Source organism: Humidesulfovibrio idahonensis, assembly GCF_054657715.1.
Genome location: NZ_BAAHYE010000003.1, coordinates 1,193,990 through 1,215,529 on the forward strand (window position 1 = coordinate 1,193,990; position 21,540 = coordinate 1,215,529).

18 protein-coding genes are annotated in these 21,540 nt (G+C 66.0%); 14 read left to right on the forward strand and 4 right to left on the reverse strand.

The window, feature by feature from the left end; genetic code table 11:
• Window positions 1–3: 3 nt before the first annotated feature.
• Window positions 4–2,034: a tetratricopeptide repeat protein gene (locus ACYQ4W_RS11690; RefSeq protein ID WP_459856757.1), complete on the reverse strand. Its 2,031-nt coding sequence runs from the start codon at window positions 2,032–2,034 to the stop codon at window positions 4–6.
• Between the two features lie 239 nt (window positions 2,035–2,273).
• On the opposite strand from ACYQ4W_RS11690, the gene ACYQ4W_RS11695 reads away from it, so the two are divergent.
• The 6 genes from ACYQ4W_RS11695 to ACYQ4W_RS11720 all read left to right on the forward strand — a co-directional run bounded on the left by ACYQ4W_RS11695 (window position 2,274) and on the right by ACYQ4W_RS11720 (window position 10,137).
• Window positions 2,274–3,566, forward strand: coding sequence for a radical SAM protein (locus tag ACYQ4W_RS11695; protein ID WP_459856760.1), 1,293 nt, complete (start codon window positions 2,274–2,276; stop codon window positions 3,564–3,566).
• A gap of 215 nt (window positions 3,567–3,781) precedes the next feature.
• Window positions 3,782–4,759 (forward strand): radical SAM protein, encoded by a 978-nt coding sequence (locus tag ACYQ4W_RS11700; protein WP_459856762.1) that lies wholly within the window; start codon window positions 3,782–3,784, stop codon window positions 4,757–4,759.
• Window positions 4,756–5,949, forward strand: a complete 1,194-nt coding sequence (locus ACYQ4W_RS11705) for a radical SAM protein (protein ID WP_459856764.1) — start codon at window positions 4,756–4,758, stop codon at window positions 5,947–5,949. Before ACYQ4W_RS11700 ends, ACYQ4W_RS11705 begins: the two co-directional genes overlap by 4 nt.
• A 14-nt stretch (window positions 5,950–5,963) precedes the next feature.
• Window positions 5,964–7,094 carry a glycosyltransferase family 2 protein gene (locus tag ACYQ4W_RS11710; RefSeq protein ID WP_459856766.1) on the forward strand — a complete coding sequence of 377 codons (1,131 nt, stop codon included), beginning with the start codon at window positions 5,964–5,966 and terminating at the stop codon, window positions 7,092–7,094.
• Window positions 7,095–7,112: 18 nt separating this feature from the next.
• A complete protein-coding gene (locus ACYQ4W_RS11715; protein WP_459856768.1) occupies window positions 7,113–8,144 on the forward strand; it encodes a class I SAM-dependent methyltransferase in 1,032 nt (343 codons plus the stop codon).
• A 247-nt stretch (window positions 8,145–8,391) separates the two neighbouring features.
• On the forward strand, window positions 8,392–10,137 hold the full coding sequence (locus tag ACYQ4W_RS11720; protein ID WP_459856770.1) for a 6-hydroxymethylpterin diphosphokinase MptE-like protein: 1,746 nt from the start codon (window positions 8,392–8,394) through the stop codon (window positions 10,135–10,137).
• Window positions 10,138–10,161: 24 nt separating this feature from the next.
• Here ACYQ4W_RS11720 and ACYQ4W_RS11725 read toward each other — a convergent pair whose 3' ends face one another.
• The 3 genes from ACYQ4W_RS11725 to ACYQ4W_RS11735 form a co-directional block, all read right to left on the reverse strand.
• Entirely contained in the window at window positions 10,162–12,426 is a 2,265-nt protein-coding gene (locus ACYQ4W_RS11725) for a sensor histidine kinase (protein ID WP_459856773.1), read from the reverse strand.
• On the reverse strand, window positions 12,383–12,952 hold the full coding sequence (locus tag ACYQ4W_RS11730) for a DUF4390 domain-containing protein (RefSeq protein ID WP_459856775.1): 570 nt from the start codon (window positions 12,950–12,952) through the stop codon (window positions 12,383–12,385). The genes ACYQ4W_RS11725 and ACYQ4W_RS11730 overlap by 44 nt, the downstream gene beginning before the upstream one ends.
• Before the next feature lie 149 nt (window positions 12,953–13,101).
• A complete protein-coding gene (locus ACYQ4W_RS11735) occupies window positions 13,102–13,812 on the reverse strand; it encodes a YggS family pyridoxal phosphate-dependent enzyme (RefSeq protein WP_459856778.1) in 711 nt (236 codons plus the stop codon).
• 5 nt (window positions 13,813–13,817) lie between these two features.
• Between ACYQ4W_RS11735 and ACYQ4W_RS11740 the strand changes: the two genes are divergently transcribed.
• The 8 genes from ACYQ4W_RS11740 to hcp all read left to right on the forward strand — a co-directional run bounded on the left by ACYQ4W_RS11740 (window position 13,818) and on the right by hcp (window position 21,475).
• Complete coding sequence (locus ACYQ4W_RS11740; protein ID WP_459856780.1) at window positions 13,818–14,414, forward strand: hypothetical protein; 597 nt, start codon at window positions 13,818–13,820, stop codon at window positions 14,412–14,414.
• Between the two features lie 14 nt (window positions 14,415–14,428).
• The gene (locus ACYQ4W_RS11745; RefSeq protein WP_459856783.1) at window positions 14,429–15,400 is read left to right on the forward strand and encodes a hypothetical protein; all 972 of its coding nucleotides are present in this window, start codon (window positions 14,429–14,431) and stop codon (window positions 15,398–15,400) included.
• 9 nt (window positions 15,401–15,409) lie between these two features.
• A complete protein-coding gene (locus ACYQ4W_RS11750; protein ID WP_459856786.1) occupies window positions 15,410–15,613 on the forward strand; it encodes a hypothetical protein in 204 nt (67 codons plus the stop codon).
• Window positions 15,613–16,686, forward strand: a complete 1,074-nt coding sequence (gene rlmN, locus ACYQ4W_RS11755) for a dual-specificity RNA methyltransferase RlmN (protein WP_459858540.1) — start codon at window positions 15,613–15,615, stop codon at window positions 16,684–16,686. Before ACYQ4W_RS11750 ends, rlmN begins: the two co-directional genes overlap by 1 nt.
• A gap of 149 nt (window positions 16,687–16,835) precedes the next feature.
• Window positions 16,836–17,390, forward strand: coding sequence for a pyruvoyl-dependent arginine decarboxylase (locus tag ACYQ4W_RS11760; protein WP_459856788.1), 555 nt, complete (start codon window positions 16,836–16,838; stop codon window positions 17,388–17,390).
• Window positions 17,391–17,470: 80 nt separating this feature from the next.
• Window positions 17,471–18,556, forward strand: coding sequence for a deoxyhypusine synthase family protein (locus ACYQ4W_RS11765; RefSeq protein WP_459856790.1), 1,086 nt, complete (start codon window positions 17,471–17,473; stop codon window positions 18,554–18,556).
• Window positions 18,557–18,570: 14 nt separating this feature from the next.
• Entirely contained in the window at window positions 18,571–19,638 is a 1,068-nt protein-coding gene (locus ACYQ4W_RS11770) for an agmatine deiminase family protein (protein ID WP_459856792.1), read from the forward strand.
• Window positions 19,639–19,855: 217 nt separating this feature from the next.
• Entirely contained in the window at window positions 19,856–21,475 is a 1,620-nt protein-coding gene (hcp, locus tag ACYQ4W_RS11775; RefSeq protein ID WP_459856795.1) for a hydroxylamine reductase, read from the forward strand.
• Window positions 21,476–21,540 lie beyond the last annotated feature (65 nt).

The window sequence follows — 21,540 nt, forward strand, 5'->3', positions numbered from 1 at the left end:
AAATCATCCGCCGATCGGCACCGGGCACTTCCGCAAATAGGCTTCCGCCGCCTGCCGGTGCGGCGAATCCAGAGGCTCCCGCAGAAATTCCTCCCGCGCCTGGACCAGCTTGCCGCGCTCAAACAGCACCTGGCCGCGCTTGTGGCGCAGGCCGCTGTGCTCCGGCGAACGGGCGGCAAGTTCGTCCAGGGCCGCGTCGGACTCGTCGTAGCGCCCCTCGTAGCGCAGCACATCCGAAAGATTGAGCCAGCAGTCGAGGGCCTGCGGGTCCAGCTCCAGCACCCGGCGGTACGCCGGCACCGCGGTCTCGTTGCGCTTGAGCCGGACCAGTTCATCGGCCAGGCTGCGCCAGGACGCGGGCCCTATGCAGGGAGCTCTCCAACGCTTGCGGAGCGCCAGTTCCAGCGGGTGCTGGGGCGCAGGCAGAGGTTCCGGGATGTCCGCGACAGGGACAAAATGCAGCAGCAGGCACAGCATGCTCAAGGATTCCTGGCGCTCGGCCCGGGTGCGCGCGGCGGTCATGGCGTCGCAACACAGGTTGAGCTGAAAGGCCGTGAGCGTTTCGCCAATGGCGGGGCCGCAGCGCTGCGCAACCTCCCAGGCCTCCGCCTGGCGGCCAAGGGCGTGCAGGGCCAGGGCCCGGCAGCGCAAAAGTCCGGCATCTTCCGGCGCGCCGGCCTCGGCATGTTCCAAAAGCTTCAAGGCCTCCTCGGCCCTGCCCGCGTGCAGCAGCACCAGGGCTTGCGCCGCGGCGTCAAGCCTTTCGCTCGACGCCGCGCAAGCCACCAGGCAAGACCGCGGCGCCGCGGATGCTCCGGCCAGACCGAAGGCCTTGTCCAACTGGGCGTTGCGCGCCTCGGGGGCAAAGCCCCCCATGAACCGCCCGATGGCCTCGGCGTAGGGTCCGGTCCCTTGCTGGAGCAAACGGTCGAACACGCGGCGGAAGTCCGCCTCATCGCCGTGGCGGTAGCACAGGCCCAAGGCATGGGCTTGCACCCGCCAGGCCATGAGGCCCACATCCGGCACCAGGGTGGGCTTGCCCGCCGCCAGCGCCTGGAGCTGCAAACCGGACGATCCGTAGTGGCAGGAATACGGCAGGGGCAGAAACGGCACCGCCGGGTGGGTCAGCACGGCGCGGAACAGGCTCTCCGGCACGTAGTCCGTGCGGACGAAGGCCCTGCCCTGGGCCGCCAGCTCCGCCAGCAGGCCGTCGACGGCCGCGTCGTCCGGGCTTGGCACGCGTTGGCCCAGCAGCACACAGCAGGCGCCCGGGGTTTGGCTTGCGGCGCGCAGCACCCACAGCGCGTTCTTGCGCTGGTCGACCTTGCCCAGCACCGGCAGCACCGGTCCGCGCGCCCGGTCGAGAAATGCGGCCAGTTCCGCGGTTTCGGCCGCCTCGCGCCGCGCCTGCTCCACGGTTTTCGGCCGTGACGGATCGGCGTAGATGTCCGGCAGGAAGACGAGGTGCTCCTCGCCGGGGTCCACGGCGGCCACCTGATGCTCGTCCAGGGTGAGCACCGAGCGGAAGGGGCGGCGGCGGGCCAGCACGTCGTCCAGATTGCGGGCATAGACATCCTTGAAGCCCAGATGGCAGTCGCGGTGGCCAAAGGTGACCACCCCCACCGTGGGCGCGGGGAAGGCGAAGTCCGGGTCGAGGATGCTGGCTGACTGAAACAGGAATTCATCGGCGCTGAGCAGAACGCAGGCCTCGGGTTTCAGCCTGGCCTGGGCCTGGCACAATTCGTCGCAGGCGCGGGCGGTCAGCTCGGCCTTGGTCGGAAGGGGCAGGTTCTGGTCCAGCCGCTCGCCGGGGCTGGCGTCCAGCAGCTGCACGTTGGGGTCGTCCTGATGGCGGCGCTGGTAGAAGGTGCCCGCAAGCCCGCGCCCCATGAGCGTGACGCAAAACCCGCGGGAGAGCGCCCACACGGTCAGGTTGTCTGCATAGACGAGAAAATGGCCGTAATTATACAAATTGTGAATGAGCAGGTGGGGCCGCCGCCCGGTGGGTGTTTTCGTCTTCTCCGCAGTGTGCACGGTGCGTTGCCTTATGGTGGATGGTAGGAATTCTTCAACGTATACAACAAACTAATGCTGCCGGGATAATAGTGTCAAGCCTTTCGCAGCGGCGGGAGAAAGTGTTTGATGGCCTGGGGGCAAAGCTGCTAACATCCAGAGACGTTGGACAGATGATCTGAGCCGACCGGCATGACCGGACCGGAGGCGATGCCCCCGCATGGCTCCACGCAACCGCAGCAAAGGGGCTTAAGGCAGACATGGCCACCACAATGCCGACGAACAAGCCGACCACTATGCCGGCCGGCACCGCAGACATCCTCCTTCACCCTCCGGGCGCGCTTTCGCCCAGCGGCGTGCTCGATGTGGGCCTCAAGTGCGCCCACTCCTGCCGCTTCTGCTACTACAGCTTCATGGCCGAGGCCAAGGCCGGCGCGGACGGCAAGGCCGGGCAGTTCGACGCCCTGCGCCACGCCAGCTTCCGCAGCACCGAGGACTGTCTGGCCATCATCGACCGCATGGCAGAGGGCGGCCTCGTCAACTTCGACATCACCGGCGGCGAGCCCACCATGCACGAGGGCCTGCCGGACATGGTGCGCCGGGCCGTGGAGCGCGGCATGAGCGTGCGCGTCATCACCCTGGGGCAATTTTTGCTGGGCAAAACGCCCGCCCGCCCAGGGCAGCGGCTTCTGGACACCCTGCTGGACGCGGGCGTGACGGATTTTCTCTTCTCGCTGCACTCCTCCACCGAGGAAGGCTTCCGCGAGGCCACGCGCGGCTCGCTGCAAAAGGTCCTGGCGGCCATGGCGGAGCTGGACGCCAAGGGCTTTCAGTATGCGGCCAACACCGTGGTGCACGCGGGCAACGTGCACGAGCTGCCCGCAATCGCCGAGCTTGCGGCCGCCCACGGGGTGTACCACCACAATTTCATCGTGTTCAACGCCTATTACCGCTGGGATTCTCCGGCCAGCATCGCCGGGCTGCAAGCGCCGTACACGGCCATCGCCGCGCCGCTGACGCGGGCGGTGGGCATTTTGAACGCCGCGGGCGCGGCCGTGACCGTGCGCTACCTGCCCCTGTGCGCCGCGCCGGAGCTGGCAAGGCACATCGTCGGCGTGGTGGGCGTGCACCACGACCCGCACGAGTGGATGAACCGCGCGGGCAACCCGGACCGCGAGCCGGACTACTGCGCCGAGGTGCTGCCCGTGCCGGAGGATGGCCCCCGCGAGATCTACGCCCTGAAGCGCGGGCCGCGACGCCTGGACTTCGGCGCGGACGGCGCGGTGGACGCCGTGGCCGTGCGCGGCGACGACTTCAAGGTTTTTCCGCCCCTGTGCGCCAACTGCGCCGCCATGCCCTACTGCGACGGCCTGGACCCGAAATACGTGCTGCTGCACGGCCTGGCAGGCCTGGCGCCCTTTGCGCACATGCCCGGCAGCGAACCGCTGGTGCAGGCCCGGCGCGAGTATCTGCCGGCCTTCGCCCTCAAGCGCCGGCCCCTGGCGGACATGCGCGCGGCCATCGCCCGGCTGCGCGAACGCCCCCAAGGCTGAGGACGGCGCAAAGCTCCAGTGGCCCGGTGCTTGCATCCCACCCCGGCAACGTTCGCCCGGCACGGTTGCTCCGGCCGGAGGCGTCGCGTTTTTGACACGACGGACCGCTGAAGAGAGGCCATACAGCCGCCACCAGCGCGCCGCACCCCGCACACGCCCCCGCGCGCAGAAGCCCAGGCCCAGGCCCGGGCCAGCGCGGGGAGAAAGGAGCCGCTATGATTCCTTTGGCCGAGATGCAGATTATCCAGATCGACGTGACCAACGCCTGCATGAACCGCTGCTCCAACTGCACGCGCTTCACCGGGCACCACCGCAAGCCGTTCTTCATGGACATGGACACCTTCAAACGCGCGGTGGATTCCCTGGTGGACTTTCCGGGCATGGTGGGCATGATCGGCGGGGAGCCGCTGTTGCACCCGCAGTTTGCGGAGATGGCGCAGTACCTGGCCGCCACCATTCCCGGCAAAAAGCGCCGCGGTCTTTGGTCCACGGTGCCCAAGGCCCAGGGCGAAAAGTACGGCGCGCTCATCCGCGAGGTGTACGGAAATTTCTATTTCAACGACCACAGCGTCGACCAGATTCTGCACCAGCCCCTGCTTGTGGCCGCCCAGGAAGTGGTGGCCGACGAGGACGAAATGTGGCGGCTCATCGACGACTGCTGGATCCAGAAGTACTGGTCCGCCTCCATCACGCCCAAGGGCGCGTTCTTTTGCGAGGTGGCGGCCAGCTTCGACATGCTTTTCGACGGCCCTGGCGGATGGCCGGTTGAGCCCGGCTGGTGGAAGCGCGTGCCCGGCGACTACGACGAGCAGAAGAAGCGCGCCTGCCCGCGCTGCGGCTGCGCCATTCCGCTCAAGCGCAGGCCCAGCGCCCAGGAGATCGACGACGTGAGCCCCGGCAATCTGGAGGCTCTGCTGGCCATACGCTCGCCCAAGGCCCTGCGCGGCCGCGTGGAGATTTACGGCGGCGGCCTGGCCGAGGACTGGAACCCCGGTCCCAACTGGTACATGAACGAAATGGAGCGCGACACGGAGCTGGAATACCGCGACCGCATCGCCCAGCGCCTGGACGCCGAGAGCGCCGAGGGCGCCGAGGGCGCGGCCGACGGGCACGGCGAGGCCGGCTGCCCCGAAACATCCGATGGCGCGTGCGCCGGCAAAACCAACGGCGCTTGCGCCGGGAGCATCAAATGAGCGGAGATGTCGTGAAGACCACCAAACGCGTGCTGACCCGCCGCGGCGTCGTCTGGCTCGGCCAGACCTGCAACCTGCGCTGCCGCTTCTGCTATTTCCAAACCCGCATCGAAGCCAAGGACCACCCGGAGCATCCGTTCATGTCTCTGGAAAAGGCCAAGGGCATCGTGGACACCCTGCGCAACCACTATGGCAACTGCGCCATCGACATCCAGGGCGGCGAGCCCACCATCTTTCCCGGCATTGAGGAGCTGTGCCGCCACAGCGCGGACATCGGCCTGCTGCCCACGCTCATCACCAACGCCCTGGTGCTGGCCCGGCGCGAGGCCTGCCAGCGCCTTAAGGACTCCGGCGTGCGCGACCTGCTCGTCAGCGTGCATGGCCTGGGCACCAACTACGACGACGTTGTCGGCGTGCCCGGCGCACACAAGAAGCAGATGGAGGCCCTGGACAATTGCGTGGCCATCGGCATGCCCGTGCGCTTCAACTGCGTTTTGACCAACTCCGCCCTGCCCCACTTGTCCAACGTGGCCGAGCTGGCCAAACAGGTCGGCGCGCGCGCGGTGAACTTCATCGCCTTCAATCCCTTTGAGGACCAGCAGAAGGGCGAGCGCTCCCTGGACGACGTGGCCGCCTACTCCAAGGTGGCGCCGCCGCTCATCGCCGCCCTCGACATTCTGAACGCCGCGGGCATTGAGGCCAACGTGCGCTACTTCCCCCTGTGCCAGGTGCCGGAAGCCTACCGCAAGCACCTGTACAACTTCCAGCAGCTGCCCTACGACGTGCACGAGTGGGACTACGCGTCCTGGTCGTGGACGGACATGAAGCCCCAGCGCATGCGCGCGGGCGAGCTTTCGCCCCTGCTCAGCCTGCGCGAGGCCAACTTCCGCTCGCCCATGTTCAAATCCGTGCCGAACTACCTCACCGACCCGTCCATCAGCCCTGAGGAAGAATACCGGCACAGCGCCTTCATCCGCGCCCGCGAGCACTGCGGCTACAAGTTCGCGCCCGCCTGCGACGCCTGCGGCGCAAAGGCCATTTGCGACGGCTTCCACGGCGACTACGCCGCGTTCTTCGGCTTTGGCGAAATCGCGCCCATCAAGACGGACGCGCCCATCGACGATCCCCGCCACTTCATCAGCCAGCAGGAAAAGGTCGTCGAGTCCGAAGACGCCGGCTGGGCACTGTAACCAAGGCAGCAGACATGAGCATTCACGACCTCATTGCGCGGCGCGCGCCGGTGCAGCCGGACCAGCCGCCCCTGACCCTGCCCCAGGCCCTTTTGGACGAACGCCTGACCCGCGCGGAGATGCAGCCCCCCCGCGTCAGCTTCATCGTCACCAGCTACAACTACGAGGCCTATATCGTGGACTGCCTGCGCTCCGTCACGCGGCAAAGCTACGACAACTGGGAGTGCATCATCGTCGACGACGTCTCCACCGACAAGACGGTGGAGGTGGTGCGCGCCTATGTGGAAAGCCCGGAGGCCAAGGGTCGGTTCACCCTTGTGCAGCGGGCGGAAAACGGTGGGCAGATGGAGGCCTTCCGCGACGGGCTCAAGCTCGCCACGGGCAGCTTCGTGGTCATGCTCGACGCCGACGACGTGCTTCTGGACGACTTCTTGGAGGCGCACATGCGCGCGCACTTAAGCGTCGCCACCGTGGCCTTCACCAGCTCCAACCAGTACCAGATCAACGGCAAGGGCGAGATAATAGGCGGCCAGCACATGGACCACCAGTCCAAGGGCTATTACCGCCACGTGCGCAAGACCAGCTTCCAAACAGGCATCTGGATCTGGGCCACCTCCAGCTCCATGGTCTTCCGCCGCAGCACGGTGGAGCTCATCATGCCCACGGACGGCACCACCTTCCGCATCTGCGCGGACTATTACATCGCGCACTTCTGCCATCTCATCGGCGACTCGCTCTTGGTGCCCACCATCCACGGCTGCTACCGCCGCCACGGCGGCAACAACTTCGGCTCCAACCCCGTGCTGGGCAACATCAACAGCGTGGGCAACCTGGACAACCACCCGCCCCACGACCTGTTCCGCTGGACCATGATCAACCACGTGCTGCAGAACTACGACGTCTTCTACCCCATCTTCATGGGCAAGGGGCTTGTCCTGTTCCTCATGAAGCTGGTGAAGTTCCGCGAATGGCCGGGGCTGCTGGCGAAATACCCAAAGATATTCACATGCTCTCTGCGATACTACTTGTGGCTTTCGGCCAAGCAGTGGTGGGCCAAGCGCTCCACGCCCATGAGCGAAAAGTTCAAGATTCTGCCCCCGCCTCAAGAGTTCTGCAGCCAGTCGAACCACTCCAAGGACGTGTAACCAAAACATGAGGTCGCCATGGCCGAAATAGCCATTTGGGGAACGGGAAGCTACGCCGAGCGGATCTTGGCGAGCCTCCCGGAGCTTGCGAACCAAATAAAATTTTATGTGGACAACAACCCCAACCGGCCCGCCACCTTTCACGGCAAACCGGTGATAGGCCCGGAGCAGCTGGACCGGTTCAGCTGCGACGAGGTGTACATCGCCAGCGTTTTTCATGCCGAGATCATGGAGCAGGCGCTGGCCCTTGGCATTCCCAGGCGCAAGATCCTGCCGGGCGCGGCGCTGTTCTTTCAGCGGCACCGCGCAAACCTCGCCCCGGAGGTTTTTGAGCGGCTGTGCGCCGTGCCCTGGTGGTATCACCGCTACGAGATACTGCCCGGCGTGGAGACCCCCGGCGTGTGCCGCTACAAGCCGGAGCTTTTGGACCACCCGGAGGTGCGCGACCTGACCGGCCTGCGCGCGCTCGACATCGGCGCCTGGGACGGCCCGTACACGCTGGAGATGACCCGGCGCGGGGCCGAGGTCACGGCCTTCGACATCCAGGTGCCCACCCACTGCGGGTTCGACACCATGTGCAAGGTCAACGGCCTGCCCACGCGGCACATTTGCGCCAACGTGTACGATCTGCTCCCGCAGCAGCACGGCACCTTCGACCTGGTGACCTTCTTCGGGGTCTATTACCACCTGAAGAATCCGCTGGGGGCCCTGGCGAACATCAACGCCGTGCTGCAAATGGGAGGCATCGCGCTGGTCGAGGGAGCAATTTTGGAAGGCGCCCCCCTGGTCGACACGGCCTGGATCGGGAAAGAGCGCTTCATCGCCGACATGTCGGACCTGCCCATGGCCTGCTACATCAAGGGCGAGTACGAGAATGAATGGAGCAACTGGTGGGTGCCGAACTTGACTTGCCTGCGCGACTGGGTGGAGAGTTCCGGCTTTGAAATTTTGCGCAGCACAACCATAGAAGATTCCCGCCGGGGGGTTGTGGTGGCCAGAAAGATCAGCGAGGCTCCGCTGGAGCACCCTGTTTTGCCGGCCGTCTGCTAATTGCGGGTTTGAGCATGCGATGAACCCTCTGGTCTTGTTTTCCGTCCTCAAAGAGCTCGGGGTGCTTTTCGCCGCCCCAGGCGCACAGCCGGGCGCACAGCCGGGCGCGCGGACACAAACGCCCGGCGCGGCCAGCGCCGGGGAACGTCCTGGCGACGCCCCGTCGGATGCCCCGTCGGATGCGCAGGCGGATGCGCAGGCGGACGCACAGTCGGGCGCGCACCCGGAAGCGCCAGCGGGAGCAGAGATGCCGTCGGAGGCGGGGTTGGCCGACCACGCCTTCCACGTCCATGTCCCCCTGTGGGAATACGAGCACCCGGCCTACGCCTATCCTTTCTCCGACGCCGGTCTGCCCAAGGTCTACGAGACCCTGCCCCCCGGGCTGCCTGTCGAGGCCGTGCTGGCCAAGACGCGCTTCATCGTCTTTCTCGGCGCGGCCGATACCCCGACCTTTCGCCGCTGCCTGGAGCGCAAGGACGCGCTGCTGCTCATTTTCGAGCACGACGCGACGCGGCTGGCCCAGTTCGCCGCCAGCGTGCCGCCAGCGCTGCTGGCCAAGCGCGCGGTGATCCTGCTGGGCGACCCGGACGCCTTTACGCCGCCGGTGGCCCAGTTGCTGCCAAGCTCCATGTTCGCCCTGGGCTTTCCCGTGTTCTACGCCCTGCCCGGCTTCGCGCCGCGCCATTGCGCCCCGGAGGACGGGCCCGCGCCGCAAGCCCGGCTGGTGCGTCTGGTGGAGAACCTGTTCTACCGGCACCGCATGTATCAGCTGAGCGGCCAGCGCAACGCCCGCAGCCTGCCCATGCGGCCCATGGCCCGCGGCATGTTCTACGACCAGCAGAAGCACGCCTACGACAACATCGCCGAGTATCTGCGCTGGCCGGACATCCGGCCCCTGCGCGGCGCCTTCCGGGGCGAGACCGCCGTGCTGGTGGCCGCCGGGCCGGACCTGCCGCAGCGGCTGGACTATTTGCGCCGGGTGCAGCACGATGCGGTGCTCATCGCCGTGAACAACGCCCTGAAGCCCCTGGCGGCGGCCGGCGTGCATCCGCATTTCGTGGTGGCCAACGACACCTCCGTGCACACGGCCAAGTCCTGGGCGGACCTGCCGCCCCTGCCGGACGTGTTCCTGGTGGCCCATTGCCTGACGGACCTGGGCGGCGCGACCTTTGGCCGCAAATTCCTTTTCGGCAACGACATGCCGGAGCTCTTCGGCAACAGGGGCAACCTGCGGCTGCACGGCTCGGTCATCACCACGGCGTTTTCGCTGGCGCGGCACATGGGCTGCGCACGCTGCGTGCTGGTGGGCGCGCAGCTCTGCTCCCCCGACCCCTGGACCCTCGCGTACTCGCGCGGGAGCATCCACGAGGGCGCGGGCGAAGCGCAGGCACAGCGTCCCCTCGCCAACGCCTGGCCCCAGCTTGTGCCCGTGGCGGACATGGCCGGCAACACCCGCTACACCACCCTGAATTTCTTCGATGCCGCCCAGTGGCTGCGCGACGAGATACGCACCAGCGGCGTGCCCTGCGTCACCCTCACCACCGAGACCATCCTGCATGGCCCGGGCATACGGCACATTGCGGACTGTCCCGTGGAGCCCACAGGGCTGCTGCCCCGCCGGCTGGCCCGCGCGGCCCTCGCCCCCGCGCCGCGGCTCGAACGCGGCCCTGTCGCGGCCATGACCGCGCGCGAAAAGAAGATGTGGAGCGCCATAACGAACGGCGTGGGGACCATACTGGCGCACGACGGCCCGGCCTTCGCCGCCGCGGGCGCGCAGCTCCTGGCCCAGTTCGAGCAGAACAACGTGAGCTACCTGGTGCAGCGCTACGAGGACTTCGACAATCAGCGCTTCCACGCGGCGTATTTCGCCTCCGGAGACGAAGGGCAAAAGGCCTGGGGGCTGCGGTATTACTTGGAGTATGTGGAGCGCATGGCCCGCGGATTCGTGGACCAGCTGGAGCGGCAGGAGGAACTGCTGCGCCGGATGGGGTAGGCTGGGGTAGCGGCGGCGCAGCGCCTACGCCAGGGGCAGCTCCACCAGGAAGATGCTGCCGTGCGGGCTGGCCGCCTCCACGCGCACCTGGCCCTTGTGGTCGGTGACGATGGACCGCACGATGGTGAGGCCCAGGCCCGTGCCGGTCTTCTTGCGCGAGAAATAGGGCTCGAACATGCGCGCGCGCTCCTCCTGGCTGAAGCCCGGGCCGTTGTCCGCCACGCTCACGCGGGCCACGCCGCGCGCGGGGTCGGCCGCGGCGCGCACGCTGACGCGCCCCTCGGCGTGGCCTTCCAGGGCCTCGGCCGCGTTGGTCAGCAGATTGATGAAGACCTTGCGCAGGCCCTCGGCGTCGAAGGGCAGCGCGGGCATGCCCGCTGCCGCGTCCAGCTCCCAGACGATTTCGCGGTGGGCCGTGGCGAAGGTGCCCACCACCTCGGCGAGCAGGGCGGAAAGATCGCCCGGCACGAGCTTGAGCTCGGGCAGCTTGGCATAGTTCGAAAACTCTCCCACCATCTGCTGCAGGCGCTCCACCTCGCGCACGATGAGTTCGGCGCAGTCGTCGAAGCTCTTGTCCTGCGCCACGCCGGAAAACTTGCGCAAGAGCCGCTGGGCCGAAAGCTTGATGGGCGTGAGCGGATTCTTGATCTCGTGGGCGATGCGCTGGGCCACCTCGCGCCAGGCCGCCAGACGCTGCATCTTCTCCAGCTCGGTGATGTCCTCGAACACGGCCACAAGGCCCGTGCCGTCGCCGCCGCCGTCCACGCCGCCGTTGGTCAGGCCCACCAGGTTCACCAGAAAACGCGCGGTGCGCTCCCGCAGCTGCAAATCTATCTGCCGGGTCCAGCGGGCCTCGGGCACCTTGGCCAGGTGCTTCAAAGCCTCGGTCAACAGCTCGGAGAACTCGCCCTGCACCAGATGCTGGGCCTTGAGCCCCACCAACTGCTCCGCGCGCACGCCCAGCATGGACTCCGCGGCCTTGTTCACGGTGCCGATGCGCCCGGCCGCGTCGGTGGAGATGACGCCGCTGGTGATGTTGTCGAGCACGGCCTCAATGTAGCGGCCCCGTCGCTCCAGCTCCTCGTACTGCTGGCCCATGCGCTCGTTGGCGTTCATCAGGCGCGTCTGCCCGGCGTCCAGGTCCTCGGCCATGTGGTTGAAGGAGCGCATGAGGGAGCCGAACTCGTCGTCGCCGGCGTCGTCCAGGCGCACGGAAAGATCGCCCTTGGCGATGCGCTCCGTGCCGGCGGCCAGGGCCTGCACCGGCGCGCTGATCTCCTTGGCCAGGCGGAAGCCGAACCACGAGGCGCCGAGCACGATCAGAAGGCTCATGACGCCGAGGGTCAGGTAGAGATTCATTTTCCAGGGATATTTGAGCTTGCGGAGCTTCTTGTATTCGTCCAGGCCGCGCACGACCTGGTCGAGCTTGTGCAGAAGCCCGCCGCCGATGCTCTCGCCCACCACGAGGAAGCCGGTCTTGCCTTCGTCCACGGGCAAAATGCCCACAATGAGGTCGTTGCCGGCGCTGGAGAGCATGACCGAGACATAGCGCGGGTTCTTGCGCAGGTCGTTCAGGTCCACCTTGGTGCGGGCCTCGGCCCAGACGCGGTCGAACACCTGCGGGGGGTGCTTGTTCTGGTCGCGGCCGTCCGGGCTCAAAACGCCGATGACCGAGAGCCCGTATTCGCGCATGGACTCCGTGAGATGGTTGTCCATGTTCTTGCCGCCCCAGGTGTAGTGGTTGGCCGCCACCTGGGAGAGCACCTCACGGCCGCGCTGCTCCACGCGGTTCTGGGCGGACAGGTAGAAGGCCCGGCCGATCTCCAGGGACTGCTCCATGGAGTCTTCCACCTGGGTCTTGAACCAGTAGTCCACGCTGGTTTGCACGAACTTGGCCGAAACGTAGAACATGAGCGCCACAGGCACCAGCGAGAGCAGGATGAAGGCCGACACCAGCCGGGTGCGCAGGCGCGAGCCCAGCACGTTGCGGCGGCGCTCCAAAATGAGCTTGACGCCGTTTCTGCCCACCACGAACAGCACCACGAGCAGCAGGATGAAATTCAGATTGAAGAGGCCGAGGAACAGGTAGGAATTGACGCCCAGGAGCTTGAGCTCCACCCAGGTGAGCACCACGAAGGCCAGGATGCCGATGATGGCGATGCTTGTCTCGCGCCGGCGCCGGAGCCGTTCGCGCACTTCCGTCGAAGTGGCCGGGGGGGACTGTGTCGGCGCTTCCACGGCGGGCCTAAGGCTTGAAGTGCAGTTGGTACGAGGCCTGGGGGGCGACATCCCAGGCCCAGAAGAACAGGGTGCGCCGGAACCAGTTGGGAATGTCCACCTGGTGCAGGCGGATGTCGAGGGACAAGGTGTAGTTCTGCCCGCGCTCCAGCACCTTCCAGGGGCCCATCTCCAGGGAGAGCGCCCCCCAGCCCGCGCGCAGCAGCTCGTCCAGCCGCACGTTCTTCAGGGGCGCGTCGCGGCCGGGCAAAAGCATCAGGTATTCTTTCGTCAGGGAGTCGTACTTGACGCGGATGACCATGTCCGCCGCGGCCACCTGGGGGCTGGAGAACACGCCGCCGCGCTTGGTGAGCTTGCATTTGCAGGTCAGCGCCAGGGTGACGCCGCTGGTGAGCGCATCGGAAAGCTCGGCCTGGGAGTCGAGGGAGACGCCGAAACGCGCGGCCAGCACGCCCGCCTGATTGTCGACCACCAGATTGGAGAGCACCAGCGACGCGGCCAAGGCGCTTTGCGCCCACAGGCAAAGCCCCAGGGCGAGAACCAGGGTGGTCAGACGGGTGCGGCGGCGAATCGGCATGGGCGTTCCAGTGTGGACGTTCTTCGGGTCCGCGCCAACGCGCGGAACTCACTATCCGCGCAGGATAGCACCCGCACCGGGGATTATCAAGAAGGCCGCGGGCGGCGCGAGGGGTTGTGGAAAAGTGCGCGGAGCCTGGGCAAAACCGCTCAGTGCGCGGGGCGTGGCCCGAAGATGGACGTGCCCACGCGGACGATGGTCGCGCCTTCCTCGATGGCCGCCTCGAAGTCGCCGGTCATGCCCATGGAAAGCTCCGGCAGGGAAACGCCCAGGCGGCCGGCCAGGTCGTCGCGCAGCTCGCGCAGGTAGGCGAAGGCGGGCCGGGCCTCCTCGGGGTCGTCGAAGACCGGCGGCAGGCACATGAGCCCCCGCAGGTCGAGGCCGCAGCCTTGGACCTTGAGGGAGACGGCCAGCTCCGCCAGGGAGATGAGATCGCTCTCCTCCACCCCGGCCTTCTGCTCCTCGCCCATGTTCACCTCGATGAGCACGGGCTGCAGGATGCGCTCCTCGCGGGCGCGCTTGGCCAGCTCGCGCGCCAGCTTCTCCGAGTCCAGGCTGTGGATGAGGGCGAAGCGCCCCACCACCTGCCGGGCCTTCTTGGTCTGCAAACCGCCGATGAAATGCCAGAGGATGTCCTGGTCCACCAAGGCGTCCTGCTTGGCCAGGGCCTCCTGGGCGTAAGACTCGCCGAAGTCGCGCTGGCCCGCTGCGGCCAGGGCCGCCACATCGGAGGCGGGGTGGAATTTGCTCACGGCCACCAGGCGCACGCTCTCGGGCGCGCGGCCGGAGCGCACGCAGGCGGCGGCCATGCGGCGCTTCACATCGGCAAGACGTTTGGAGAGTTCTTCGGCGCGGTTCATGGGCCATGCCCTACGCCAAAACAGCGCGCCAGGGAAGGGGCGCCGGCGGCGCTTCGACGGCGGGAGAGGCGGCAGTGCGGCCGAGACCAAGCAACGCGCGGGGTTGGCCCGTCAACGACGGCCTTGGCGGCAACGCTGCTGGAGCAAGCGTTGCGATCTGGAAGCGGCGATGCCCGTCACTACGCGCCGCCTTCGGCCCGCCGCCGCAACATGCTGTCAACCCGCTTTTTTTTCTTTTCACCGACCAAATCATGTTCATTTTCTCCACCGCAAAAAGAGCAAGCTATACTCCATTGCAAATGCACTGGCGGTTCTTTATGTTCGCAAGCAGAAACGGCAGACGGCCTTGGAATGAAGACGGACGCGGCATCGGTGCGGGCGGCAAGGATTTGGAGAGGACGCAGACGCCAGAGGGCAAGCGGGCAAATGAGGCCGCAGCCAACATCGAAGAGTGGGCGAAGAATAACGAGAGCGTCAACCAATTCATTGGGCCGAATGGTGGGTGGAACAAAGGATTGGACGGAAAGTGGGTGCCCATAAAGGACCCCGCTTTGCTCAACGCTCACAAAAACCACTATCACATCAATGTGTTTCGAAACTGAATCAGGAGTTCAAGATGCGTCGAATCCTCCTCCTCTGTCTCCTGCTCTCAAGCTTGACCGCCACCGCCCAGGCGGAGTGGGAGAGGAAACCGCCCTTCGCACTTGATGATCCCCTTGCCCGCCGCATCGTCTGCACCGGCTCGCACGAAGTGCATATGCTCGGTCCATACAGGGCATGGGTCAGCATTTTTTCGGTTCCGGAGCCGAGCGGCACGGGCGAACGCCTGTATGTGGGCTTTGTGGAAGACCTCTGGGACAGCCGTTCACCCTCGCAGCTTTGGAGCGGCCCGGTGGCGGCGGGATGGCGAAACCTGCGGCCCGTTCCCGGACACAAATCCTCAACCGCGGCCCCCAATCCCAAGCGCTACCGCGTCGACCGCGTCACCACGCTCCACGGCGTCGGCGTCAAAACCGACACCATGGAGATCGATCTGGAGACCAACCCGGCGCAATTGCGGCGGGAAGGGACAGACCAGCAACGATATCTCGATGCGCAGCCCCTGGGCGAAAGCCTGTTCATGAACGACTCCCTCAAGCTGATCGTCCGGTTAGCTGCCCAACACACGGTTCAAAGAGATGGACTCATGGTTAAGTCCTACAAGGTATTCCAAGGGGATGACCATCTCCCCGCAAAGGCATCAGGTGCCACTTACCCCTGGAATGTCAGTATGAACACGCATATCCTGACGGTTTGCGACATGAGCGAACCGAACCGGGCGGCTGTCTACTTTCTTCCCATGCGGCCCTTTGGATGGGAGTTCGAAAAGCTTCTGGAGGCTCCTCGCCAGGATGATGTCGAGGCGAGCTTTGTCACACAGATGACGGCGCAATATGCATATCCGAACGACAACGGGGAGCTCATTTTCCTGGCCTCGCGCCACCGGGTCAGCGTCGGCCTGCGCGGGCTCAGCATCACGACCATGGAGCGCGGGCTGGAGTACAACTCCAGAAACGAATCCTGGGAGCGCCCCAAGACCAAACGCTAGGCGCGGCGCATGACGGCGAGGCAGGACGGCGAGGCTGGCGGGAGCGGCGGCGGGGAACAGGGACGCGGGACGGACGACGCCCCGTATCCCGACGGCGTCCTTATTGCCGAAAACGGCCGCGTGGTCACGGATGCCGGGGCCGGGCCCACCTGCGGAGCCGAGCCCCGGCGGCCGCTTGTGCATCCGCCCCGGTGCTGGTACATGCTTGCGTGATGACCAACGCCGCCGATACACGCCCCAGGACCAACCTCCTGAACCTGACGCGCTCCGAGCTGGAGGCCTTTGTGGTCGACGAGCTCAAGCAGCCGCGCTTCCGCTCGGACCAGCTCTGGCACTGGATATGGCACAAGGGCGCCCTCGGCTTCGGCGACATGACCAACCTTTCCAAGGACCTCAAGGCCAAGCTGGCGGAGCGCGCCAGCCTCGACCGGCCGCAGATCGACGTGGTGCGCCAAAGCGTGGACGGCACCATCAAGCTGCTGCTGCGCCTGGCCGATGGCGAACGCATCGAAACAGTGCTCATTCCCATGGGGCCGCACTACACCCAGTGCCTGTCCACCCAGGTGGGCTGCGCCATGGCCTGCGCCTTCTGCTCCACGGGCGAGCTGGGCCTCACGCGGAACATGACCGCGGGCGAGATATTGGGGCAGATTCTGGTGGGCCGCGCGCATTTGGCGCAGGCCGGGCTGCCCACCGTGCGCAACTTGGTGTTCATGGGCATGGGCGAGCCGCTCATGAACCTGACCGAACTTTTGCGCAGCCTGGAGACGCTCGGCAGCGCCGAGGGCATCTCCATCGCCTCGCGCCGAGCCACGGTGAGCAGCGTGGGCATTCCGGCCGGGCTCAAGATCCTGGGCGACTCCGGCCTGGCCGTGCCCGCCATAAGCCTGCACGCGCCGACCCAAGAGCTGCGCGCAAAGCTTATGCCCAAGGCCGCGCGCGTGCCCCTGGACGAGCTGCTGGCCTGCCTGGACCGCTATCCCATCAAGCCGCGCGAGCGCGTGACATACGAGTACATCATGCTCGGCGGGGTGAACGACAGCATCGCCCACGCCAAGCAGCTGGTGAAGCTTTTGGGCCACCGCCGCTGCAAGGTGAACCTCATCGGCTACAATCCGCCGCCCCCGGATTCGGGCATCGCCGCGCCTTTCCGCGCGCCGCAGCAGGCCGACGTGCTGGCCTTTGAGGACTACCTGCGCAGCAAGCGCATCACCACTTTCTTGCGCCGCAGCATGGGCCAGGACATCGCCGCGGCCTGCGGCCAGCTGAAACTTATAGCAGGATAATCGGAAGGTTGGCTTACGGCCCCGGTGTGGCGCGCGGAGTGTGCTTGCCACGGCCCGGCCAATTTAATAGTAGCCAGCCCTTCCAAAAAAATATATGGCGTCATTCGTCGGGACACCCGGCGTTATCCCAAGCCCAGGAGGGTCAATACATGGCCAACTACCCCATGGTTCCTACCCGCGCCTTTTTCACCAAAGGCGTAGGCGTCCACAAAAACAAGCTGCAATCCTTCGAGCTGGCCCTGCGCGAGGCCGGCATCGAAAAACAGAACCTTGTTTACGTCTCCAGCATCTATCCGCCCAACTGCGAGCTTGTGAGCCTGGAAGAAGGCGTCAAGAGCCTGCACCCCGGCCAGGTCACCTTCTGCGTCATGGCCCGCAACCAGACCAACGAGAAGGGCCGCCTCGTCGGCAGCGCCGTGGGCATGGCCATCCCCTCGGACAAAGAGCACTACGGATACATCTCCGAGCACCACAGCTTCGGTGAAGAAGAAAAGGAACTGGGCGACTTCGCCGAGGACCTGGCCTCCACCATGCTGGCCACCACCCTGGGCGTCGATTTCGACCCCGAGATCGGCTACGACGAGCGCCGCGAGGTCTACCTCATGAGCGGCAAGATCATCGACTCCCTCTCCGCCCCCATTTCCGCCATGGGCGCCACCAACATGTGGACGACCACGGTCTCCGCCGTCGTCTTCATCTTGTAAGCCGCCCCCAAACAGAACCACGAAAGGGCCTCCCGTTTCCGGTCAAGGGAGCGGGAGGCTCTGTCATAAGGAAAGCTCGAATGTCCACCATGAAGCGCACCCTGCACGACGGCGTCAAAGACCAGCTGACCCCGCTGACCACACTCGACCCGGACGCCATTGGCGACTTTGACGAACTCTTGACCGCCATGGGCCGCACCGCCTTTGGCGGCCGCAGCCTGGGCGAGGCCCTCGACGTTCTTGAAGCCATGGTCAGCGACCCGGACTGCGTGGTCGTGGGCACCTTCTCCGGCGCCATGACCGTGGCCAAGCAGAGCAAGCTGCTCATCAAGATGATCGACGAGGGCTGGCTCGACGTGGTGGTCTCCACCGGCGCGCTCATGGCCCACGGCTTCATCGAGTCCATCGGGCTCAAGCACTTCAAGTACGACGCCGACATGAACGACAAGGCCCTGTTCGACGCCGGCTACAACCGCGTGTACGACACCCTGGAGCCCGAGGCCAACTTCACCCAGGCCGAACTCGTGGTGCGCGAGGTGATGCACCAGCTCATGGACGTGGAGAAAGTCACCCACCTGTCCAGCGAGCTCATCTGCAAGGCCATCGGCAAGCATCTTTCCGAGAAGTACAACGGCCCCGGCATTTTGAAGAGCGCCTACAAGAAGGGCGTGCCGGTCTACATTCCGGCCTTCACCGACTCCGAGCTGGCCCTGGACGTGGCCTGCAGCGTGCTCGCCAAGGACTTCGGCCACCTGCTGGGCGAAAAAGGCCCGGAGGCCCTGCCCTTCCAGTTCAACCCCTTCATGGACCTGTTCAGCTACTCCAAGAAGATGTTCGGCGCCAAGAAGATGGCCATCTTCACCATCGGCGGCGGCGTGCCCCGCAACTGGGCGCAGCAGATCGGCCCGTTCTTCGACGTCATGAGCGACCGCCTGGAGCGCGACCTGCCCGAGCGCCGCTTCACCTACGCCATCCGCATCTGCCCGGAGCCCGTGCACTGGGGCGGTCTTTCCGGCTGCACCTACCAGGAGGGCATCAGCTGGGGCAAGTTCGTGCCCCCGGCCGAGGGCGGGCGCTTCGCCGAGGTGCATGCCGACGCCACCCTGTGCTGGCCCATTCTCATCAAGGGTCTGCAGGACCGCCTGAAGAAAAAAGGCAAGAAGTAGCCGGGGCGCGGAACATGAGCGCCGCCCCAAGCCTGCGCCTGCCCGCGGAGTGGGAGCCCCACGCCGCCACGTGGATAACCTGGCCCCAAGCCCCACGCGACTGGCCGGGCAAGTTTGCGCCCATGCCCTGGGCCTTTGCGGAGATCATCCGCAAGATCGCCAACGCGCCGGGGAGCGAGCGCGCCCGCGTGCTGGTGGCCGACGCCGCGGTGGAGAAGCGCGCCCGCGGCCAGCTGGCCAAGGCCGCCGTGGACCTCGCCCGCGTGGACTTCTTCCGCATCCCCACGGACCGCGGCTGGATGCGCGACTGCGGCCCCTGCTTCGTTGAGGCGGGCGGCGCCATCGCCGTGTCCGGCTTCGGCTTCGACGCCTGGAGCAAATACCCGGAATACCACCTCGATGCGCGCGTGCCGCAGGCCGTGGCCAGCGCGCTCGGCATGGCCTATGCCCCGGTGGAGCATCAGGGCCGGCTCGTCACCTTCGAGGGCGGCGCCATCGACATCAACGGGCGCGGCAGCCTCGTCACCACCGAGGAATGCTGCCTGGACCCGGAAGTGCAGGTGCGCAACCCCGGCTTCACCCACCAGGACTACGAGGCCGTTTTCGCCAAAAGCATGGGCGCCCCGAACACCATCTGGCTGGCCAACGGCATTGTGGGCGACGACACCCACGGCCATGTGGACGATTTTTGCCGCTTCACCGACGCGCGCACCCTGGTGCTGTGTGAGGAGAAGAACCCGGCGGACCCGAACCACGCCATTCTTGAGGAGAACCGCGAGCGCCTGGAAGCGGCAAGGCTGGAGGACGGCTCGCGGCCGCAGGTGGTGCGCCTGCCCATGCCCGCGCCGCTCTTCTTCGACGACCTGCGCCTGCCCGCAAGCTACGCCAATTTCCTCATCACCAACGCCTGCGTGCTGGTGCCCACCTTCAACGACGCGAACGACCGCATCGCGCTGGGTATCCTCGCGGAATGTTTCGGCGGCAAAAACGGTCGGCCCGTGGTCGGCATCCACGCCGTGGACCTGGTGTGGGGCCTGGGCACGGTGCATTGTTTAACGAGGCAGGAGCCGAAAGCGCGTTAGCCAACATCCTGGTTTTGTTCGTCTCCGATCGTTACAACCGCCCCTGGCTCCAGCCTCGGGCGGTTTTTTTCATAAAAAGCAGCGCCCATTGACACAAGTCAAAGAAAGGCCGCAAGGATTGTCCTATTCCCTATGCTGTGAGCACGGCCAACCGGGCTCCCCCTCCGGCACGGAGGGCATGGACGAAAACAATCCACTTCCAACCAGGAGGCAGACCATGTTTTGCAACCAGTGTGAACAGACCGCCAAAGGAACCGGATGCACCCAGATCGGCGTGTGCGGCAAGCAGCCCGACGTCGCCGCCCTTCAGGACCTCTTGATCTACGCCTGCCAGGGTCTTTCCGTGGTGGCGTTTGAAGCCGCCAAGAAAGGCATTCAGGACAAGGACACCGACCTCTTCGTTTACAAGGCCGTGTTCAGCACCCTGACCAACGTCAACTTCGACGCCGCTCGCTTCGTGCCGCTCATCAACCAGGCCGTTGAACTGCGCAAGTGCATGACCGCCCGCGTCGGCTCCCTGGGCGTCATCTCCGACTGCGACTGCCTGAAGTTCACCCCCGCCGCCGACATCGCCGGACTGGTGGCCCAGGGCGAGGCCCACGCCATCAACGCCGTGGACCCCAACGCCGACATCCAGTCCCTGAAGCAGACCGTGCTTTACGGCATCAAGGGCGTCGCCGCCTATGCCGACCACGCCGCGCTGCTGGGCCAGTACGACGGCAGCGTTGCCGCGTACATCTATGAAGGCCTGGCCAGCGCCCTGCGCACCGACCTGGACCTGGGCGCCTGGGTCGACCTGGCCATGCGTTGCGGCAAGGCCAACCTCAAGGCCATGGAGCTGCTCGACGCCGCCAACACCGGCGCCTACGGCCACCCGGTGCCCACCGCCGTGCCCCTGGGCCACCGCAAGGGCAAGTGCATCCTCGTCTCCGGCCACGACCTGAAGGACCTGGAGACCCTGCTCAAGCAGACCGAGGGCAAGGGCATCGACATCTACACCCACGGCGAGATGCTGCCCACCCACGGCTACCCCAAGCTGAAGGCCTACAAGCACTTCTACGGCCACTACGGCACGGCCTGGCAGAACCAGATCAAGGAGTTCGCGGCCTTCCCCGGCGCGGTGCTTATGACCACCAACTGCATCCAGAAGCCCGCGGCCAGCTATCTGCCGAACATATTCACCACCGGCCTTGTGGGCTGGCCCGGCGCGGTGCACGTGGGCAACGAGGACTTCAGCGCGGTCATCAAGCGCGCCCTTGAGCTGCCCGGCTTCACCGACGACGTGGAAGGCGTGAGCGTCAACGTGGGCTTTGCCCGCAACACGGTCATGGGCGTGGCCGGCACGGTCATCGACGCCGTGAAGGCCGGAAAGATCCGCCACTTCTTCCTGGTGGGCGGCTGCGACGGCGCAAAGCCCGGCCGCAACTACTACACCGAGTTCGTGGAAAAGGCCCCCAAGGACACCATCATCCTGACCCTTGCGTGTGGCAAGTTCCGCTTCTTCGACAAGAGCCTGGGCGACATCGGCGGCATTCCCCGCCTGCTCGACGTGGGCCAGTGCAACGACGCCTACTCGGCTATCCAGATCGCGCTGGCGCTCGCCGGGGCCTTCAATTGCGGCGTCAACGAGCTGCCTCTGTCCATGATCCTGTCCTGGTACGAGCAGAAGGCCGTGGCCATCCTGCTCACCCTGCTGAGCCTCGGCATCAAGAACATCCGCCTTGGACCCAGCCTCCCGGCCTTCGTCACCCCCAACGTGTTGGACTTCCTGGTCAAGACCTTTGACATCAAGCCCATCACCACCCCGGACGAGGACCTGAAGGCCATTCTCGGCTAGCCTTGCCAAAACGAGAATCATTCCTAATTTAGCATTGCTCCTTGCTTCCACACTCCACCGGCGCG

What these genes read in the sequence shown, in the direction of transcription:
- rlmN (WP_459858540.1), top strand. Translation starts at nt 15,613, where the DNA reads ATGACCAACGCCGCCGATACACGCCCCAGGACCAACCTCCTGAACCTG.
- ACYQ4W_RS11760 (WP_459856788.1), top strand. Translation starts at nt 16,836, where the DNA reads ATGGCCAACTACCCCATGGTTCCTACCCGCGCCTTTTTCACCAAAGGC.
- hcp (WP_459856795.1), top strand. Translation starts at nt 19,856, where the DNA reads ATGTTTTGCAACCAGTGTGAACAGACCGCCAAAGGAACCGGATGCACC.
- ACYQ4W_RS11770 (WP_459856792.1), top strand. Translation starts at nt 18,571, where the DNA reads ATGAGCGCCGCCCCAAGCCTGCGCCTGCCCGCGGAGTGGGAGCCCCAC.
- ACYQ4W_RS11745 (WP_459856783.1), top strand. Translation starts at nt 14,429, where the DNA reads ATGCGTCGAATCCTCCTCCTCTGTCTCCTGCTCTCAAGCTTGACCGCC.
- ACYQ4W_RS11725 (WP_459856773.1), bottom strand. Translation starts at nt 12,426, where the DNA reads ATGTCGCCCCCCAGGCCTCGTACCAACTGCACTTCAAGCCTTAGGCCC.
- ACYQ4W_RS11765 (WP_459856790.1), top strand. Translation starts at nt 17,471, where the DNA reads ATGTCCACCATGAAGCGCACCCTGCACGACGGCGTCAAAGACCAGCTG.
- ACYQ4W_RS11750 (WP_459856786.1), top strand. Translation starts at nt 15,410, where the DNA reads ATGACGGCGAGGCAGGACGGCGAGGCTGGCGGGAGCGGCGGCGGGGAA.
- ACYQ4W_RS11695 (WP_459856760.1), top strand. Translation starts at nt 2,274, where the DNA reads ATGGCCACCACAATGCCGACGAACAAGCCGACCACTATGCCGGCCGGC.
- ACYQ4W_RS11700 (WP_459856762.1), top strand. Translation starts at nt 3,782, where the DNA reads ATGATTCCTTTGGCCGAGATGCAGATTATCCAGATCGACGTGACCAAC.
- ACYQ4W_RS11705 (WP_459856764.1), top strand. Translation starts at nt 4,756, where the DNA reads ATGAGCGGAGATGTCGTGAAGACCACCAAACGCGTGCTGACCCGCCGC.
- ACYQ4W_RS11715 (WP_459856768.1), top strand. Translation starts at nt 7,113, where the DNA reads ATGGCCGAAATAGCCATTTGGGGAACGGGAAGCTACGCCGAGCGGATC.
- ACYQ4W_RS11720 (WP_459856770.1), top strand. Translation starts at nt 8,392, where the DNA reads ATGCCGTCGGAGGCGGGGTTGGCCGACCACGCCTTCCACGTCCATGTC.
- ACYQ4W_RS11730 (WP_459856775.1), bottom strand. Translation starts at nt 12,952, where the DNA reads ATGCCGATTCGCCGCCGCACCCGTCTGACCACCCTGGTTCTCGCCCTG.
- ACYQ4W_RS11710 (WP_459856766.1), top strand. Translation starts at nt 5,964, where the DNA reads ATGAGCATTCACGACCTCATTGCGCGGCGCGCGCCGGTGCAGCCGGAC.
- ACYQ4W_RS11735 (WP_459856778.1), bottom strand. Translation starts at nt 13,812, where the DNA reads ATGAACCGCGCCGAAGAACTCTCCAAACGTCTTGCCGATGTGAAGCGC.
- ACYQ4W_RS11740 (WP_459856780.1), top strand. Translation starts at nt 13,818, where the DNA reads ATGCCCTACGCCAAAACAGCGCGCCAGGGAAGGGGCGCCGGCGGCGCT.